Annotated in this window: 15 protein-coding genes; 6 read left to right on the top strand and 9 right to left on the bottom strand. The window is 68.1% G+C overall.

Annotation, left to right across the window (positions count from 1 at the left end):
• Positions 1 to 6: 6 nt before the first annotated feature.
• Positions 7 to 1215, bottom strand: coding sequence for an MFS transporter (locus KVT45_RS08990; protein WP_217545974.1), 1209 nt, complete (start codon positions 1213 to 1215; stop codon positions 7 to 9).
• Positions 1216 to 1358: 143 nt separating this feature from the next.
• Between KVT45_RS08990 and KVT45_RS08985 the strand changes: the two genes are divergently transcribed.
• A complete protein-coding gene (locus tag KVT45_RS08985) occupies positions 1359 to 1817 on the top strand; it encodes a MarR family winged helix-turn-helix transcriptional regulator (RefSeq protein ID WP_217545973.1) in 459 nt (152 codons plus the stop codon).
• Between the two features lie 9 nt (positions 1818 to 1826).
• The gene (locus KVT45_RS08980; RefSeq protein WP_217545972.1) at positions 1827 to 2279 is read left to right on the top strand and encodes a GNAT family N-acetyltransferase; all 453 of its coding nucleotides are present in this window, start codon (positions 1827 to 1829) and stop codon (positions 2277 to 2279) included.
• Between the two features lie 81 nt (positions 2280 to 2360).
• Here the strand turns inward: KVT45_RS08980 and KVT45_RS08975 are convergent, their stop codons facing one another.
• Both KVT45_RS08975 and dnaB read right to left on the bottom strand, forming a co-directional pair.
• The gene (locus KVT45_RS08975) at positions 2361 to 3746 is read right to left on the bottom strand and encodes a serine hydrolase (RefSeq protein ID WP_217545971.1); all 1386 of its coding nucleotides are present in this window, start codon (positions 3744 to 3746) and stop codon (positions 2361 to 2363) included.
• Between the two features lie 83 nt (positions 3747 to 3829).
• Entirely contained in the window at positions 3830 to 5305 is a 1476-nt protein-coding gene (dnaB, locus tag KVT45_RS08970; protein ID WP_089100481.1) for a replicative DNA helicase, read from the bottom strand.
• A gap of 459 nt (positions 5306 to 5764) precedes the next feature.
• Between dnaB and KVT45_RS08965 the strand changes: the two genes are divergently transcribed.
• A complete protein-coding gene (locus tag KVT45_RS08965; RefSeq protein WP_217545970.1) occupies positions 5765 to 7102 on the top strand; it encodes an MATE family efflux transporter in 1338 nt (445 codons plus the stop codon).
• Between the two features lie 156 nt (positions 7103 to 7258).
• Here KVT45_RS08965 and rplI read toward each other — a convergent pair whose 3' ends face one another.
• The 4 genes from rplI to rpsF form a co-directional block, all read right to left on the bottom strand.
• On the bottom strand, positions 7259 to 7705 hold the full coding sequence (gene rplI / locus KVT45_RS08960; protein ID WP_217545969.1) for a 50S ribosomal protein L9: 447 nt from the start codon (positions 7703 to 7705) through the stop codon (positions 7259 to 7261).
• 18 nt (positions 7706 to 7723) lie between these two features.
• Entirely contained in the window at positions 7724 to 7960 is a 237-nt protein-coding gene (rpsR, locus tag KVT45_RS08955) for a 30S ribosomal protein S18 (protein WP_003949403.1), read from the bottom strand.
• Positions 7961 to 8008: 48 nt separating this feature from the next.
• Positions 8009 to 8605, bottom strand: a complete 597-nt coding sequence (locus KVT45_RS08950; RefSeq protein ID WP_217545968.1) for a single-stranded DNA-binding protein — start codon at positions 8603 to 8605, stop codon at positions 8009 to 8011.
• Between the two features lie 77 nt (positions 8606 to 8682).
• Entirely contained in the window at positions 8683 to 8973 is a 291-nt protein-coding gene (gene rpsF, locus KVT45_RS08945; protein ID WP_006604399.1) for a 30S ribosomal protein S6, read from the bottom strand.
• A gap of 263 nt (positions 8974 to 9236) precedes the next feature.
• On the opposite strand from rpsF, the gene KVT45_RS08940 reads away from it, so the two are divergent.
• The 3 genes from KVT45_RS08940 to KVT45_RS08930 all read left to right on the top strand — a co-directional run bounded on the left by KVT45_RS08940 (position 9237) and on the right by KVT45_RS08930 (position 11939).
• Positions 9237 to 9539 carry a hypothetical protein gene (locus tag KVT45_RS08940; RefSeq protein WP_217545967.1) on the top strand — a complete coding sequence of 101 codons (303 nt, stop codon included), beginning with the start codon at positions 9237 to 9239 and terminating at the stop codon, positions 9537 to 9539.
• 162 nt (positions 9540 to 9701) lie between these two features.
• Positions 9702 to 10823, top strand: coding sequence for a peptidoglycan bridge formation glycyltransferase FemX (femX, locus tag KVT45_RS08935; RefSeq protein WP_189262831.1), 1122 nt, complete (start codon positions 9702 to 9704; stop codon positions 10821 to 10823).
• A gap of 84 nt (positions 10824 to 10907) precedes the next feature.
• Entirely contained in the window at positions 10908 to 11939 is a 1032-nt protein-coding gene (locus KVT45_RS08930) for an alanine racemase (RefSeq protein WP_089100475.1), read from the top strand.
• A gap of 78 nt (positions 11940 to 12017) precedes the next feature.
• Here KVT45_RS08930 and KVT45_RS08925 read toward each other — a convergent pair whose 3' ends face one another.
• The gene (locus tag KVT45_RS08925) at positions 12018 to 13526 is read right to left on the bottom strand and encodes a glycosyltransferase family 87 protein (RefSeq protein ID WP_217545966.1); all 1509 of its coding nucleotides are present in this window, start codon (positions 13524 to 13526) and stop codon (positions 12018 to 12020) included.
• Positions 13527 to 13646: 120 nt separating this feature from the next.
• Entirely contained in the window at positions 13647 to 15902 is a 2256-nt protein-coding gene (locus KVT45_RS08920) for a transglycosylase domain-containing protein (RefSeq protein WP_308310681.1), read from the bottom strand.
• Positions 15903 to 16395 lie beyond the last annotated feature (493 nt).

Below are 16395 nucleotides of genomic sequence, written 5' to 3'. Positions count from 1 at the left end.
TGGCGGTCAGTGGTGGACCGACGCCCGCTGTCCGGTGGGCGTCCCGCCGGCGACCACCGTGCTCGGGGCGCTGTCGCGGCGCTCCAGCGCGGCCGACAGGAAGGCGAGGACGAGGGCGGCCGCGGCGAGGGCGGCGCCGACCCAGTTGGGGGAGGTGTAGCCGAAGCCGGCGGCGATCACGATGCCGCCGAGCCAGGCGGACAGGGCGTTGCCGAGGTTGAAGGCGCCGATGTTCACGGCCGAGGCCAGGGTGGGGGCGCCGTGCGCCTGGTCGAGGACGCGCTTCTGGAGCGGTGGGACGGTGGCGAAGCCCAGGGCGCCGATCAGGGCGACGGTCACGGCGGCCGCGACCTTGCTGTGCGCGGTGAGCGGGAAGAGGGCGAGGACGACGGCCAGGGCGCCCAGGGACACGTACAGCATGGGCATCAGGGCGCGGTCGGCGAACCTGCCGCCGACGAGGTTGCCGCCGACCATGCCGAGACCGAAGAGGACCAGCAGCCAGGTGACTGAGCCGTCGGCGAAGCCGGTGACATGGGTCATCATCGGCGCGATGTAGGTGATGGCCGCGAAGACCCCGCCGAAGCCCAGGACGGTCATCGCCATGGCGAGCAGGACCTGGGTGTTCTTGAACGCGGCCAGCTCGTGCCGCAGGTGCACGCCCTCCGGGCTGGGCAGTTCGGGGACCAGCTTGGCGATACCCGCCAGGCCGACGACGCCGAGGGCGGCGACGATGCCGAAGGTGACGCGCCAGCCGGCGTGCTGCCCCACGAGGGTGCCGAGCGGGACGCCGATGACGTTGGCGACGGTGAGGCCGGTGAACATCATCGCGATGGCTCCCGCCTTCTTGCTCGGTGCGACCAGCTCGGCCGCCACGACCGAGCCGATGCCGAAGAAGGCCCCGTGGGCGAGGGAGGCGACCACGCGGCCGATCAGCGTGACGGCGAAGACGGGGGCCACGGCGGTCAGCAGGTTGCCCGCGATGAAGAAGCCCATCAGCAGCATCAGCATCCGCTTGCGGGGAACCTTCGTGCCCAGCACGGTCATCAGCGGGGCGCCGATCACCACGCCGAGCGCGTAGCCGGTGACGAGCAGGCCGGCGGTCGGGATGGAGACCCCGAAGTCACCCGCGACCTCGGGCAGCAAGCCCATGATCCCGAATTCGGTCGTTCCGATTCCGAAGGCCCCGATCGCGAGGGCCAGAAGCGCGAGAGGCATGGAGGTACGACCTTCCCAGACGATTGCAGGTGCGCTTTGCGTGCGTCCACAATAGTTGCAGACGCGGGCTATGTGCAAGCGAGGGATATTGCACACCTGCTCTATCCTGGGTTCAGCCGCTCCGGGACGGAGGAAAAACGCCAATGACAGCGACGGACCCAGCACTCACCGCCCTCGCCCAGGGCTGGTGCGCCCTCTCCCTGCTGCACGGGAGGATCGAGGCACATATCGAGCGCGCCCTTCAGGCCAAGCACGACCTGAGCGTGCGCGAGTACTCCCTGCTCGATGTCCTCAGCCGACAGCACGACGGCGAAGGAGGCCATCTGCAGATGAAGCAGGTCGCCGACGCGGTCGTCCTCAGCCAGAGCGCCACCACCCGGCTGGTCACGCGCCTGGAGGACCGCGGTCTCCTGGAGCGCTATCTCTGCCCGACCGACCGCCGCGGCATCTACACGAACGTCACCGAGGCCGGCCTGCTACTGCTGGAGGAGGCTCGCCCCACCAACGACACGGCACTGCGCGAAGCCCTCGACGAAGCGGCCAGGAACCCGGAACTGGCTCCCCTGGTCCGGGCCGTGGAGTCACTGCACGTGCCCGCATAGGCTGCGGGCATGGGAGACCTTGACATACGCACCGCGGTCGCCGACGACATCCCGGCCATCGTCGGCATGCTCGCCGCCGACCCGCTGGGCGCCCAGCGGGAATCACCGGACGACCTGGCGCCCTATCTGAGCGCCCTGGAACGACTCAGTGCCGACCCCAACCAGCAGCTGGTCGTGGCCGTCCGCGAAGGCCGCATCGTCGGCACACTCCAGCTCACGGTCATCCCTGGACTGTCGAGGCGCGGCGCCACCCGGTCGATCATCGAAGGCGTGCGCATCCACGCCGACGAGCGCGGCGGCGGCCTGGGCACCCGGTTCATCGAGTGGGCGATCGACGAATCCCGCCGCCAGGGCTGCCAGTTGGTCCAGCTGACCTCGGACGCGTCACGGATCGACGCCCATCGCTTCTACGAACGGCTCGGCTTCACCGCCTCGCACGTGGGCTTCAAGCTCGAAATCTGAATCTCAGAGGCTCGTGGCCGAGCGGAGCGATCGCACGGGGGCGGTGTTTCACGTGAAACACCGCCCCCGACTTCTCGTCCGCTAGCCGATCCCCCGCCATCCCTCGGGGTCCACCCCACCGGGTACGGGAGCCGTCTCGTCGTACGGCTGACGTGTGAACACGAACGATCCGAGGTCCAGGTGGCTCACGGTGCCGTCCGGGCGCCGTACGGGCCTCAGCAGCTCTCCGGCGTAGTAGCCCTCCAGGCCGGTCCAGGTGCCGTCGCCGTTGGATCGGAATCGGGCTCGGCGGCCGGCACCGGTCAGCGGTCCCAGCGAGACAAGCCCGTCGGCCGTCACCCGCAGTACAAAGGGATGTGTGCCCCAGTACCACTGGCCCGCCAACTCTAGGGCGGAAGGCTCGACTTGGGCCAGAGGACGCCATGGCTCGGGGATGCGCGGCTCGGCCTCCGCGACGATCCGGACGAGGTCGGCACCGGTGGCGGACAACAGCGGGCCGGAGGTGCAGTTCGCCAGCACCACGGCCGCCACGTCGTCGTCCACACTGATGGTGAGGTTGGCCAGGAAGCCGGGCAGCGAGCCGGAGTGCCCCACGAGCAGCCTGCCGTCACGGCGCTGGATCTGCAGGCCGAGGCCGTAGGTGGCGCCGTCCAGCACGTCGGCGGGCTCGGCGGGGGCTGCCGGGGTGCGCATCCCCCGCACCGACTCGGCACTCAGCACCCGGTCGTCCCCGGCCGCCAGGAACACGGCGAAACGGGCCAGGTCGCCGGTGGTCGACCAGAGCTGCCCGGCCGGTGCCATCCGGCCGAGGTCCTCCAACGGCTCCGGGAGCATGGCGTCGGCCCAGGGATGTACCGCCCAGCCACCGGCATGCGGCGCCTGCGGCTGGGCGCTCGTGCGGTCGAGGCCCAGAGGTTCGAGCACCTCCCGCCGCAGCACCTCCTCCCAGGGAGCACTGCGAAGTTCTTCGACCAGCGCACCCAGCAGGGTGTAACCGGGGTTGGAGTAGTGGTGGCGGCGGCCGACGGGATGCAGCAGGGGCTGCTCACCGAGGACATCGCTCAGCTCCGGCCGCAGTGAGCCCGGGGTGCGCTCCCACCAGGGAGCCGGCGACTCGGCCGCCAGGCCGCCGGTGTGCGCGAGGAGTTCGGCGATGGTCGCCTCCCCCGCGCCGGTGCCCGGCAGGTGTTTCTCCAGTGGGTCACCGAGATCGAGCAGCCCTTCGTCACGCAGCCTGAGCACCAGAACGGCCGTGAACGTCTTGGTGATCGAACCGATCCGGTACTGCACGTTCTCGTCCGGTCCATGCCCGTCCACCGAGGTCCGCGCACCATGCCAGACGGCACGCCCGCCTCGCACGACCGCCGCCACCAGTGACGGCGCCCGGCCTTCCGACTGGGCCACGGCGATCCGATGCAACAGCGCCCGCCGGGTGGCGGGGAGCAGCTCTTCCTGGAATGTCGTCATGCGCCCAGTCCACCTGGTGACCGGACCGGCGTCGAGTTCATTTCGGCGGCGCCGGCCAGGTCAGCGCCGCTCCCCGGCGCGGATCAGGTCTGTGCCATGTCCACGAAGCGCGAGTAGTGGCCCTGGAAGGCCACAGTGATCGTCGCCGTCGGGCCGTTTCGGTGCTTGCCGACGATGATGTCCGCCTCGCCCGCGCGTGGGGACTCCTTCTCGTAGGCGTCCTCGCGGTGGAGCAGGATGACCATGTCGGCGTCCTGCTCGATGGAGCCGGACTCACGCAGGTCGGACACCATCGGCTTCTTGTCGGTGCGCTGCTCGGGACCACGGTTGAGCTGCGAGAGCGCGATCACCGGGACCTCCAGCTCCTTCGCCAGCAGCTTGAGGTTTCGTGACATGTCCGACACCTCCTGCTGGCGGCTCTCGGAACGCTTGCCGCCGGACTGCATCAGCTGGAGATAGTCGATGATCACGAGCTTGATGTCGTTGCGCTGCTTGAGCCGGCGGCACTTGGCGCGGATCTCCATCATCGACAGGTTCGGGGAGTCGTCGATGTAGAGCGGCGCGGCCGAGACGTCCGGCATCCGGCGGGCCAGCCGCGTCCAGTCCTCGTCGGTCATCGTGCCGGACCGCATGTGGTGCAGCGCGACCCGGGCCTCGGCGGACAGCAGACGCATCGCGATCTCGTTGCGGCCCATTTCGAGGGAGAAGATGACGCTGGGCAGGTTGTTCTTGATGGACGCGGCACGGGCGAAGTCCAGGGCGAGGGTCGACTTGCCCATGGCGGGACGGGCGGCGATGACGATCATCTGCCCCGGGTGCAGGCCGTTGGTGAGCGAGTCCAGGTCGGTGAAGCCGGTGGGGACGCCGGTCATCTCACCGGTGCGGGATCCGATCGCCTCGATCTCGTCGAGGGCGCCCTCCATGATGTCGCCGAGCGGCAGGTAGTCCTCGCTGGTCCGCTGCTCGGTGACGGCGTAGATCTCGGCCTGGGCACTGTTGACGATCTCGTCGATGTCGCCGTCGGCCGCGTATCCCATCTGCGTGATCCGCGTGCCCGCCTCGACCAGCCGACGCAGCACCGCCCGCTCGTGGACGATCTCCGCGTAGTACTCGGCGTTCGCCGCCGTCGGCACCGTCTGGACGAGGGTGTGCAGATAGGAGGCGCCGCCGACCTTGTTGATCTCGCCGCGTTTGGTGAGCTCGGCGGCGATGGTGATGGGGTCGGCCGGCTCGCCCTTCGCATAGACGTCGAGGATCGCCTGGTAGATCGTCTCGTGTGCGGGCTTGTAGAAGTCGTGACCCTTGAGAATCTCGACGACGTCGGCGATGGCGTCCTTGGAGAGCAGCATGCCGCCGAGCACGGACTGCTCGGCGTCCAGGTCCTGCGGAGGAACCCGCTCGAAGGTGGCGCCCCCGCCGTCCCAGTCCCCGCTGTCCCGGCCCCGGTCGTGCCGGTCGTCCCGACCGCGGCCGCCCTCGTTCCGTCGGCGGGAGGCGGGCAGACGATCACCGGGACCGGCGTCGGCCCACGGATCGTCCAAGGGCTCGGAAATGCTCACCGAGCCACCTCCTCCCGTCCGCACCGCGGACCTCGCCATGCCCTCTTTTCTACGGCACGGCACTGACAACTAGGACGCCCCATTCCGGTTCTGGACGCGTCGGTTTTGTGAGGTTTCCGAGGCCGTGACAAGGAGCGGGTGCCGCACCACGGTAGGCCCGCGAGCACCGTCAGCCAATCTGGTTATCCACAGGCCATGTGGACGACCGCTCGTATGCTGTGGAGAACCCGCCAAAACCTGTGCACGACGCGGTGGACAGCCCTGTGAACAAGCCCTCGATCTCTATCCACAATAGGCCCTGACCTGCACTTTTCCGATCCACCGGCTGTGCAGAAGAAAAACTTTCCCAGTCGGACCAAGATCGCTTCGAACAGTGCGCGACAGCGCGGACCGCGCAACCTCAAGTAAGGGTCATTCTGCAATTGCATCTCTTACCTGTGGACGATTAGATTAGCGCCCATGTCACTGGCTCCCCCGATCCCCAAGGCCACCCGGCGGCGGCACGACCGAGAGATCGTCGCACTGGCCGTCCCGGCCTTCGGCGCACTCGTCGCCGAGCCGCTTTTCGTCATGGCCGACAGCGCGATCGTCGGCCATCTCGGCACCGCACAGCTGGCCGGTCTCGGGATCGCCTCGGCCCTCCTCACCACCGCCGTCAGCGTGTTCGTCTTCCTCGCCTACGCCACCACGGCCGCCGTCGCACGCCGGGTCGGCGCCGGCGATCTCCAGGCGGCCGTCCGTCAGGGCATGGACGGCATCTGGCTGGCGCTGCTGCTCGGCGCCGTCGTCATCGCCGTCGTCCTGCCCCTCGCCCCCGGCATCGTGGACGTCTTCGGCGCCTCGGCCACCGCGGCCCCCTACGCGACCGTCTACCTGAGGATCTCCTCCCTCGGCATCCCGGCCATGCTGGTCGTGCTCGCCGCCACCGGCGTCCTGCGTGGCCTCCAGGACACCCGGACACCGCTGTACGTCGCCGTAGCGGGGTTCATCGCCAACGCCGGGCTCAATGCGGCGCTTGTCTACGGCGCCGGGCTGGGCATCGCCGGCTCGGCCTGGGGCACGGTCATCGCCCAGTGCGGAATGGCAGCGGTCTATCTGACAGTCGTTGTGCGCGGCGCACGCAGGCATGGCGTTTCGCTGCGCCCCGAGGCCGCCGGGATACGGGCCTCGGCGCAGGCCGGCGTACCCCTGCTCGTCCGGACGCTCTCACTGCGTGCCATCCTCATGATCGCCACCGCTGTGGCAGCCCGGCTTGGTGATGCAGACGTCGCCGCCCATCAGATCGTGCTGTCCCTGTGGAGTCTGCTGGCCTTCGCCCTGGACGCGATCGCGATCGCCGGGCAGGCCGTCATCGGCCGCTATCTCGGGGCGGAAGACGCTGCCGGCGCCCGCGAGGCCTGCCGGCGGATGGTTCAGTGGGGCATCGCAACCGGAGTGGTCCTGGGCCTGCTGGTGATCGCCAGCCGACCGCTCTTCCTCCCCTTGTTCACCGGCGACCCCGCCGTGAAGAACACCGCGCTGCCCGCGCTGCTCATCGTGGCGCTCTCCCAGCCGATCTCCGGCGTGGTCTTCGTGCTCGACGGCGTGCTGATGGGCGCCGGAGACGGGCCGTATCTCGCCGGGGCCATGGTCCTGACTCTTTTGGTCTTCACGCCGGTGGCGCTGCTCGTCCCCACCTTCGGCGGCGGGCTCACGGCGCTCTGGGGAGCCATGACGCTGATGATGGCCGTACGGATGCTCACCCTCTGGCTGCGCGCCCGCTCCGGCCGGTGGATCGTGACCGGTGCAACGCGCTGACCAATGCGCCCTGCCGACGGTTTCACGTGAAACAGCGCGGGCTGTCACGTTTCACGTGAAACACCCACCGCTCCACATCATCGTCAGCCAAACCAAAGAGGCCGCACCCTTCACGGGTGCGGCCCCTTTCAGCTACTGCTCAAACCGAGCGCAGCGTCAGGCCGCGACGACCTCGATGTTGACCTTGGCGGCAACCTCGGGGTGCAGACGCACGGACGTCTCGTGGGCGCCCAGGGTCTTGATCGCCGAAGCGACCTCGATGCGACGCTTGTCGACGTCGGGGCCACCGGCAGCCTTGATCGCCGAAGCGATGTCGGCCTGGGTGACGGAACCGAAGAGGCGACCGGCGTCGCCGGCACGGACGGCCAGGCGGACCTTGACGCCCTCAAGCTGGGCCTTCACCTGGTTGGCCTGCTCGATGGTCTGGATCTCGTGGATCTTGCGAGCACGACGGATCTGCTCGACGTCCTTCTCGCCACCCTTGGTCCAGCGGATCGCGAACTTCCGCGGGATCAGGTAGTTGCGTGCGTAGCCGTCCTTGACGTCGACGACGTCGCCGGCGGCGCCGAGGCCAGAAACCTCGTGGGTGAGGATGATCTTCATTAGTCGGTCACCCTTCCCTTAGCGCGCGGTGGAGGTGTAGGGCAGCAGCGCCATCTCACGGCTGTTCTTGACGGCCGTGGCGACGTCACGCTGGTGCTGCGTGCAGTTGCCGGTCACGCGGCGGGCACGGATCTTGCCGCGGTCGGAAATGAACTTCCGCAGCATGTTCGTGTCCTTGTAGTCCACGTACGTGACCTTGTCCTTGCAGAAAGCGCAGACCTTCTTCTTAGGCTTGCGCACAGGCGGCTTCGCCATGGTGTTTCTCCTGTGTGATCAAGAAGTGGGGATACGAGCCCTTGGCCCTTAGAAGGGGGGCTCGTCCGAGTAGCCGCCACCGCCGCCGGCGCCGGAGCCGCCGCCCCAGCCGCCACCGCCCTGGTTGCCGCCGCCGGCAGGAGTGCCGGAAGCCCAGGGGTCGTCGTTGGGAGCGCCGCCCTGGTTGCCGCCGCCGGAGCCACCGCCCCAGCTGCCGCCGCCCTGGCCGCCACCGCCGCCGTAACCACCCTGGCCACCCTGGCCACCGCGGCCGCCGCCACCGGCGGTCTTGGTGACCTTGGCCGTGGCGCTCCGCAGGCTGGCGCCGACTTCCTCGACGTCCAGCTCGTAGACCGTGCGCTTGACACCCTCACGGTCCTCGTAGGACCGCTGCTTCAGCCGGCCCTGCACGATGACGCGCATGCCTCGCTGGAGCGACTCCGCGACGTTCTCCGCCGCCTGACGCCAGACCGAGCAGGTCAGGAACAGGCTCTCGCCGTCCTTCCACTCGTTCGTCTGACGGTCGAAGGTGCGGGGGGTGGACGCGACACGGAACTTCGCGACCGCCGCACCGGAGGGGGTGAAGCGCAGCTCGGGGTCGTCGACAAGATTGCCGACGACCGTGATGACGGTCTCGCCTGCCATGGGGGAACCTCTCGGCGGGTTTGCTGCTGGCTGCTTGTGCTGCTACTCGAAATCCCGAGATCGGCTGAGCGGAGAGCTCAGTGGGTCTCGGGGCGGAGGACCTTGGTCCGGAGGACCGACTCGTTCAGGTTCATCTGGCGGTCGAGCTCCTTGACGACCGCAGGCTCGGCCTGCAGGTCGATGACCGAGTAGATGCCCTCGGGCTTCTTCTTGATCTCGTACGAGAGACGACGACGGCCCCAGGTGTCGACCTTCTCGACCTTTCCGTTGCCCTCACGGACGACGGAGAGGAAGTTCTCGATCAGGGGGGAGACAGCGCGCTCCTCCAGATCGGGGTCGAGGATGACCATCACCTCGTAGTGACGCATGTGGAACCCACCTCCTTTGGACTCAGCGGCCACGGTCGTTCCGTGGCAGGAGGGTTGTGATGCGTACGCAACGGTATCGGCCGCCACTGACATTCGGGGGTTCCCGCTGGGATCCCGGCCAGGGTCTGGGCAGACACCGGTGCAGACGGTACAGAGTACCCGCACACCCGCTTCCGGTTGAAATCCGGCCGCCGGGACCCTCAATCTGTACACATCGGGTGTGTACGGCGCTACGATGCGCCGCCTTCCGCAGGAGGTGCCCTATGGCACAGGCATTGCGACCCAACACCGCCGGCTCCCTGTTCGCCACCGACGGCAAGACCCATCCGCTCCAGGACTCACTGATGGCAGTGACGCTGGCGCTCGGGCTGATCGCCTTCATCACGTCGTTCTTCCACAGCCTGCACCTGCTCAGCTCCTGGACCGGTCTGATCGGCCTCCTCATCGGTCTCTACGGGCAGTGGATCTCGATCACCACGCGTGAGCGCTTCGGTCTGATCCTGGGTCTCGGTGCCTCGGGCATCGGCTTCTTCATCGGCATGGCAAACGGCGGCCTGTTCGGCTGAGTCCGGCACCTCCACACCGCTGTGGAACGCCCCGGCCGGACAGGAGCCGGGGCGTAGGTGCCGTACGCCCAGTCAGGCCGTGGGCAAGGCGCAGTAGGCTTCGGCGCGAGAGCCGGAGCCCCTGTACCCATGGGGACACACCAGCCCGAGGAGCGCCCCGACATGAGCCTGACCCTGCGGACCATCAGCCGCGAACAGCATCTGGCGTACATCCAGAGCCTGCCGGCTGCTAGCCACATGCAGGTCCCGGCCTGGGCCGATGTCAAGGCGGAGTGGCGTTCGGAGAACCTCGGCTGGTTCGACGACCGCACCGGCGAGATGGTCGGCGCGGGCCTGGTGCTGTACCGCCAGCTGCCCAAGATCAAGCGCTACCTGGCCTACCTGCCCGAGGGCCCGGTCATCAACTGGTTCGCGCCGAATCTCGACGAGTGGATCCAGCCGATGCTGGCGCACCTCAAGCAGCAGGGCGCGTTCTCGGTGAAGATGGGCCCGCCGGTGATCATCCGGCGCTGGGAGGCCAACTCCATCAAGCAGGGCATCCAGAACCCGGACGTGAAGCGGCTGCGCGACATCGAGCCCGACTTCATCGAGCCGCGTGCCTTCGAGGTGGCCGACAAGCTGCGCCGGATGGGCTGGCAGCAGGGCGAGGACGGCGGCGCCGGCTTCGGCGACGTGCAGCCCCGCTACGTCTTCCAGGTGCCACTGGCCAACCGTTCCCTGGAAGAGGTCCACAAGAACTTCAACCAGCTGTGGCGGCGCAACATCAAGAAGGCCGAGAAGGCCGGCGTCGAGGTCGTCCAGGGCGGCTACCAGGACCTGGCGGAGTGGCAGCGGCTGTACGAGATCACGGCCGTGCGCGACCACTTCCGGCCGCGCCCGCTGTCGTACTTCCAGCGCATGTGGACGGCCCTCAACACCGAGGACCCCAACCGGATGCGGCTGTACTTCGCCCGCCACAACGGGGTCAACCTCTCCGCGGCGACCATGCTGATCGTCGGCGGGCATGTCTGGTACTCGTACGGCGCCTCCGACAACATCGGCCGTGAGGTGCGGCCCTCGAACGCCATGCAGTGGCGGATGCTGCGCGACGCCTACGCGCTCGGTGCCACCGCCTACGACCTGCGCGGCATCTCCGACTCGCTGGACGAGACGGATCACCTCTTCGGCCTGATCCAGTTCAAGGTGGGCACCGGCGGTGAGGCCGCCGAGTACCTCGGCGAGTGGGACTTCCCGCTGAACAAGCTGCTCCACAAGGCGCTCGACATCTACATGTCGCGCCGCTGACGTCACGCTCCGTGCTTCTATAGCCCTGACACACCGCACTCCTCTGGCACACCCCAGCCATCCAGAAAGGTCCCAGGTCCGGCCATGGCGCTCACGCTCTACGTCGACACCGCGCGCTGGCGTGCGCACCACAAGCGCGTGCAGGAGCAGTTCCCGGGCCTGGTCCCGGTCTGCAAGGGCAACGGCTACGGCTTCGGGCACGAGCGGCTGGCGGAGGAGGCCACGCGACTCGGCTCGGACATACTGGCCGTCGGCACGACGTACGAGGCCGCGCGCATCAAGGACTGGTTCGGCGGCGACCTGCTGGTGCTGACGCCGTACCGGCGAGGCGAGGAACCGGTTCCGCTGCCCGACCGGGTCATCCGCTCGGTGTCGTCCATCGACGGTGTGTACGGCCTGGTGGGTGCCCGTGTGGTCATCGAGGTGATGTCCACGATGAAGCGGCACGGCATCAGCGAGCAGGACCTGCCGCAGCTGCACTCCGCCATAGAGAACGTCCGCCTGGAGGGCTTCGCCATCCATCTGCCGCTGGACCGCACCGACGGCTCGGACGCCGTCGAGGAGGTCATCGGCTGGATGGACCGGCTGCGCGCGGCGCGGCTGCCGCTGCACACGATGTTCGTCAGCCACCTCAAGGCCGACGAACTCGCCCGGTTGCAGCAGCAGTTCCCGCAGACCCGGTTCCGGGCCAGGATCGGCACCCGGCTGTGGCTGGGGGACCATGACGCGACCGAGTACCGCGGGGCGGTCCTGGACGTCACCCGCGTCGCCAAGGGCGACCGGTTCGGCTACCGGCAGCAGAAGGCGGCCTCGGACGGCTTCCTGGTGGTCGTGGCGGGCGGTACGTCGCACGGGGTGGGCCTGGAGGCCCCGAAGGCCCTGCACGGCGTCATGCCGCGCGCCAAGGGCGTCGCACGGGCCGGCCTGGCCACGGTGAACCGGAACCTTGCTCCGTTCGTCTGGGGCGGCAAGCAGCGCTGGTTCGCGGAGCCGCCGCACATGCAGGTGTCGATCCTCTTCGTGCCCTCGGACGCCCCGGAGCCGAAGGTCGGTGAGGAACTGGTGGCCCATCTGCGGCACACCACCACGCAGTTCGACCGTCTCGTGGACCGCTGACCGGCCGCAGGACAGAGAAAGGGCCGCACACGGAGTCCGTGTGCGGCCCTTTTTCCGTCGAGGACCTGGGCTGTTCGCTCAGAGCGAACCGTCCTCGGAGGATCGGCTTCCCCATTCCACCTGCGGTCCCTCGAAGTGGACGGCGTGGCGTGGGGGATGGGCTGCCGCGCCAAGTGCGAAGACGTCCTCCGCACCGTCCAGCACCCCGCCCGAGGGATCGTCCTCCCCGGTGCGGCGCACTACGTCCCGCTCCGGCATGAGGATGTCGCGCACGACCATGCCGCACAGGTAGAGCGTGCCCAGCAGGTGCACGGCGATGGCCCAGTGGTAGCCGTCGGTCGGCAGGCCCTTGTGGGCGTCTCCGCTGGTCGTGTACGCGAGGTACATCCAGATCCCCAGGAAGTACGCCACCTCGCACGCCTGCCAGATCAGGAAGTCCCGCCACTTGGGGCGGGCGAGGACGGCCAGCGGCACCAGCCACAGCACGTACTGCGGGGAGTAGACCTTGTTGGTGAGGATGAAGGCCGCCACCACCAGGAAGGCCAGCTGGGCGAAGCGTGGCCGGCGTGGGGCAGTGAGGGTCAGGGCGGCGATGCCCAGGAAGCAGAGCAGCACCAGGACCGTGGCCGCGGTGTTCACGAAGTCGGTGCTGGGCGGGGTGGTCGTGTTCTGCGCCCAGATCAGCCAGAAGGAGCCGAAGTCGACACCCCGCTCCTGGCTGAACGTGTAGAACTTCGACCAGCCGTCGAAGGCGAAGATCATCACCGGCAGGTTCACGACTAGCCAGGCGGCCACTGCACCGCCCGTGGCGATGAAGAACTCCCGCCACTTCCCCGCGCGCCAGCACAGCAGGAACAGCGGCCCCAGCAGGAACACGGGGTACAGCTTGGCGGCCGTGGCAAGCCCCAGGAGGACGCCGAACGCGAGGGGACGGCTCCGGGACCACATCAGCATCGCTGCGGCCGTCAGGGCGACCGCCAGGAGGTCCCAGTTGATGGTGGCGGTCAGCGCGAAGGCGGGTGCCAGGGCTACCAGCAGGCCGTCCCAGGGGCGCCGGCGGTGCGTACGGACCACACACACCGCGATGACGGCGGCGCACAACATCAGCATTCCGGCGTTGACGAACCAGTACACCTGCTCCTGGAGCATGATGCTGCCGCTGCCCGGCGTGAGCCATGCGGCCACCTCCATGAACACACCGGTCAGCACCGGGTATTCGAGGTAGTCCATGTCGCCCGGAAGCTTGTCGAAGTACGGCACCAGACCGTCGGCGAAACCGCGCCCCTGGTAGAGGTGCGGAATGTCCGAGTAGCAGGCGTGGGTGTACTGGGAGCTCGCGCCGAAGAACCAGCCGCTGTCGTAGCAGGGCACCTTCTGGACCATGCCAAGGGCGAACATCCCGACCGCCACGATGACGACCACCCGTAGCGGCGTCCACCAGGACGTCCCGAGCAGGGCACGCCGCCCGATGGGGCCACCGATCAGCTCACTCCCGGCGGCGGCGACCTCGTCTTCCCTGGTCGGCCGTACCGGCTCCGGCTCGCGCACGCCCGCGGGCGTCGTCTCTGCACTGGGCATGGGGCACATCCTGCCGTACCTCTCTAGGAATACGCCGAGGGCCGCCGCACCTCGTCCGGTGCGACGGCCCATGTTTCACGTGAAACAGACTTCGGCGGGTGAAATAGTCACCAACCGGTCGGACCGCGGCTAGCCGGTCGACCCGCCGAAGAGGTTCCCTCCACCGTTGGCATTGCCTCTGGTGCTCCCTTCGCCAGTTGTCTCCGTGGCCGTCGGCGAGGACGTCGTACCGGACGTGCTGCCGGTGTCACCGCCGTCGGTGGAGCAGTTGAAGGCGAACTGGCAGGTTTCCGTCACCGTGGGCGACGGGGAGGTGGCCGTCTCGCTGGGCGTGGCGCTCGGCGTCTCGGTGGGCGTCTCGCTCGGCGTGATGCTGACGGTCGGCGTCGGGGAGGGAGCCCCCGCCTCGTCGGCGATCTCACCGACCTTGGTGGCGTCCGGGAAACCGGGGTCGTTCTTGCCCTTCAGCGCGGACTCCATGTACTCGGTCCACACCGAGGTCGGGATGTCACCACCATGGATGGACGCCACGCCGGCGGTGCCGTTCATGGAGAGCAGCTCGGCGTCCTTCGGGTTCTCACGGAACATCGCCACCGACGTGGCCAGCTGCTGGGTGTAGCCGACGAACCAGGCAGACTTGTTGCTGTCGGTGGTACCGGTCTTGCCCGCCGCCGTACGGCCCAGAGCCTTGGCGTTGGTACCCGTACCGTTCTGGATGACGTTCTCCAGGGTGTCGGTGACGTTGTTCGCGATGTTCTCGGGCATCGCGCTGGTCACCTTCGGCTTGCTGAAGCCCTGCAGGTCGGTTCCGTCCTGCTTGACCTCGGTCACCGAATACGGGTCCGCGTGCTTGCCGGAGGCGGCGAAGGTCGCGTAGGCGTCGGCCATGCGGATCGCGCTCGGAGTCGACGTACCGAGGGCGAAGGACGGGTTGAGGGTCGCGAAACTGCTGTCCAGGATGCCGGACCGGCTGGCCACGTCCCTCACGTGCGACATACCGACGTCCCAGCCGAGCTGCACGAACGGCGTGTTGATCGACTGCTCCATCGCCTTGCGCAGGGTGATGTATCCCCAGCGATAGTTGCTCTCGTTGTTCTGGAAGAACGTCGAGCCGTCCTTGTTCAGGACAGCGGTGCCGTCCTCGTTCATGACCTTGAGATGGTCGTTGCCGTTGTACTTGCTCAGCGGCGAGACCCCGTCGGGAGAGGTCTTGTACGTCCCGTACTGCATGGCGGCGGCCAGGACGAAGGGCTTCCACGTCGAACCGACGGGGACACCGGAGGTGTCGGCGTTGTTGGTGAAGTGGTTGTTCTCGTAGCCGGCACCGCCGTACAGGGCGACGATCGCGCCGTCGTTGGGCACCACCGACGCGGCACCGAACTGGACGTACTTGTCCTTGTCCCGGTTCTTCGGGTCCAGACGCGCCTTCTGGACCTTCTCCACGGCCGCGCTCAGCGCGTTGACCTTGTCCTTCTGGAAGGTCGTGTAGATCTGGAAGCCGCCCTGGTCGAACCGCGTCTCCGTGATGTTGGAGTGCGAGAGGACGTACTTCTTGGCCGTGTCGGCGAGATAGCTGATCTGGCCGGTCATGCCCTTGACCGCCTTGCGGCCCTGGGGCATCGGGTACTTCTTGACGGCCGTCTGGTACTCGGCGTCGGTGAGGTGCTGGTCCTTGTGCATCTCCTCGAGGATCCAGGCCCAACGGTCGTGCGAGCGCTGGTAATTGGCCGTCGGGGAGGCCGCGGTGTCGATGTCCGGGTTGCCCGCGGGGTCGTAGTAGGTCGCCCCCTTGAGAAGGGCCGCCAGGACAGCGCACTGGCTCGGTTTGAGGTCCTTCGCGTCCACGCCGTAGTAGGTCTGGGCGGCGGCCTGGATGCCGTAGGCGCCACGACCGAAGTACGAGGTGTTCAGGTAGCCCTGGAGGATCTGCGGCTTGCTGAACTTGGTGCCCACCTTGATGGAGATGAACATCTCCTTGAACTTGCGGGTGAGCGTCTGGTCCTGGCTGAGGTAGGTGTTCTTGACGAACTGCTGGGTGATCGTCGAACCACCCTGCGTCTGACCGCCCTGGGCCATGTTGACGAGCGCGCGGGCGATGCCCTTGAAGTCGACGCCCGGGTCCGTGTAGAAGCTCTTGTTCTCCGCCGAGATCACGGCGTTCTGCATGGCTTCGGGGATCTGGGCGATGTTGACGTTCTGCCGGTTGACGCCGGTGCCCGTCGCGACCATCTGCTTGCCGTCGGCCCAGTAGTAGACGTTGTTCTGGGACTGCGCCGCCGTGTTCTCGTTCGGGACGCCCACCATGGCATAGCTGACGCCGACCAGCGCCACCAGGCTGCCGAAGAAGGTGATGCACAGCCCCGAGACGAGCCTCCAGGAAGGCACCCAGCGGCGCCAGCCGAATCTGTTCGCCCTGGGGTAGTCGATGAGGCGCTTCTTGCCGGGCGCCGTCGACGCCCTGCCTCTGCCACGCCCGGGCCCGGCAGGACCACCCGGACCGCGACTCCCGTTGTCGGCCGCTCTGCGGCGGCTGCTACCCGTGCTTCTCTGCGTCGCCCGGCGTGCCTCGGCACGGCTGCCGTACGGACGCTCCTCGCCTCCCGAGTCCGAGTCCGACCCATAGGAACTGGACCCATAGGAGTCGGAAAGAGACCCGGTGGCGCCTCGCGGTGCCGCACGGCGGCCGGAGGACGGTCCGGACTGGCCGCGTCGGGCCGCGGCACGTCCGCCTCCCTGCGGCGGCGGCGGTTTGCGACGGTGCTCGCTCATCGAACGATTACTCCTCGGGCAGGCGCACCCTTGCGCGCCTGGAACGGCGGCTGGTTTCCGGTCCCCCCAAAGTACGGATGTGGTCGGTCCTGCATTCACCCGTACTGCA

It is taken from the genome of Streptomyces sp. GbtcB6 (genome assembly GCF_019091475.1).
Classification (GTDB): domain Bacteria; phylum Actinomycetota; class Actinomycetes; order Streptomycetales; family Streptomycetaceae; genus Streptomyces; species Streptomyces hyaluromycini.
This window is presented reverse-complemented; position numbering and strand designations above follow the sequence as displayed.

Excerpts from the sequence above, each read along its gene's own strand:
- KVT45_RS08990 (WP_217545974.1), bottom strand. The coding sequence starts at position 1,215 with ATGCCTCTCGCGCTTCTGGCCCTCGCGATCGGGGCCTTCGGAATCGGA.
- KVT45_RS08985 (WP_217545973.1), top strand. The coding sequence starts at position 1,359 with ATGACAGCGACGGACCCAGCACTCACCGCCCTCGCCCAGGGCTGGTGC.
- KVT45_RS08980 (WP_217545972.1), top strand. The coding sequence starts at position 1,827 with ATGGGAGACCTTGACATACGCACCGCGGTCGCCGACGACATCCCGGCC.
- KVT45_RS08975 (WP_217545971.1), bottom strand. The coding sequence starts at position 3,746 with ATGACGACATTCCAGGAAGAGCTGCTCCCCGCCACCCGGCGGGCGCTG.
- KVT45_RS08965 (WP_217545970.1), top strand. The coding sequence starts at position 5,765 with ATGTCACTGGCTCCCCCGATCCCCAAGGCCACCCGGCGGCGGCACGAC.
- rplI (WP_217545969.1), bottom strand. The coding sequence starts at position 7,705 with ATGAAGATCATCCTCACCCACGAGGTTTCTGGCCTCGGCGCCGCCGGC.
- rpsR (WP_003949403.1), bottom strand. The coding sequence starts at position 7,960 with ATGGCGAAGCCGCCTGTGCGCAAGCCTAAGAAGAAGGTCTGCGCTTTC.
- KVT45_RS08950 (WP_217545968.1), bottom strand. The coding sequence starts at position 8,605 with ATGGCAGGCGAGACCGTCATCACGGTCGTCGGCAATCTTGTCGACGAC.
- rpsF (WP_006604399.1), bottom strand. The coding sequence starts at position 8,973 with ATGCGTCACTACGAGGTGATGGTCATCCTCGACCCCGATCTGGAGGAG.
- KVT45_RS08940 (WP_217545967.1), top strand. The coding sequence starts at position 9,237 with ATGGCACAGGCATTGCGACCCAACACCGCCGGCTCCCTGTTCGCCACC.
- femX (WP_189262831.1), top strand. The coding sequence starts at position 9,702 with ATGAGCCTGACCCTGCGGACCATCAGCCGCGAACAGCATCTGGCGTAC.
- KVT45_RS08930 (WP_089100475.1), top strand. The coding sequence starts at position 10,908 with ATGGCGCTCACGCTCTACGTCGACACCGCGCGCTGGCGTGCGCACCAC.
- KVT45_RS08925 (WP_217545966.1), bottom strand. The coding sequence starts at position 13,526 with ATGTGCCCCATGCCCAGTGCAGAGACGACGCCCGCGGGCGTGCGCGAG.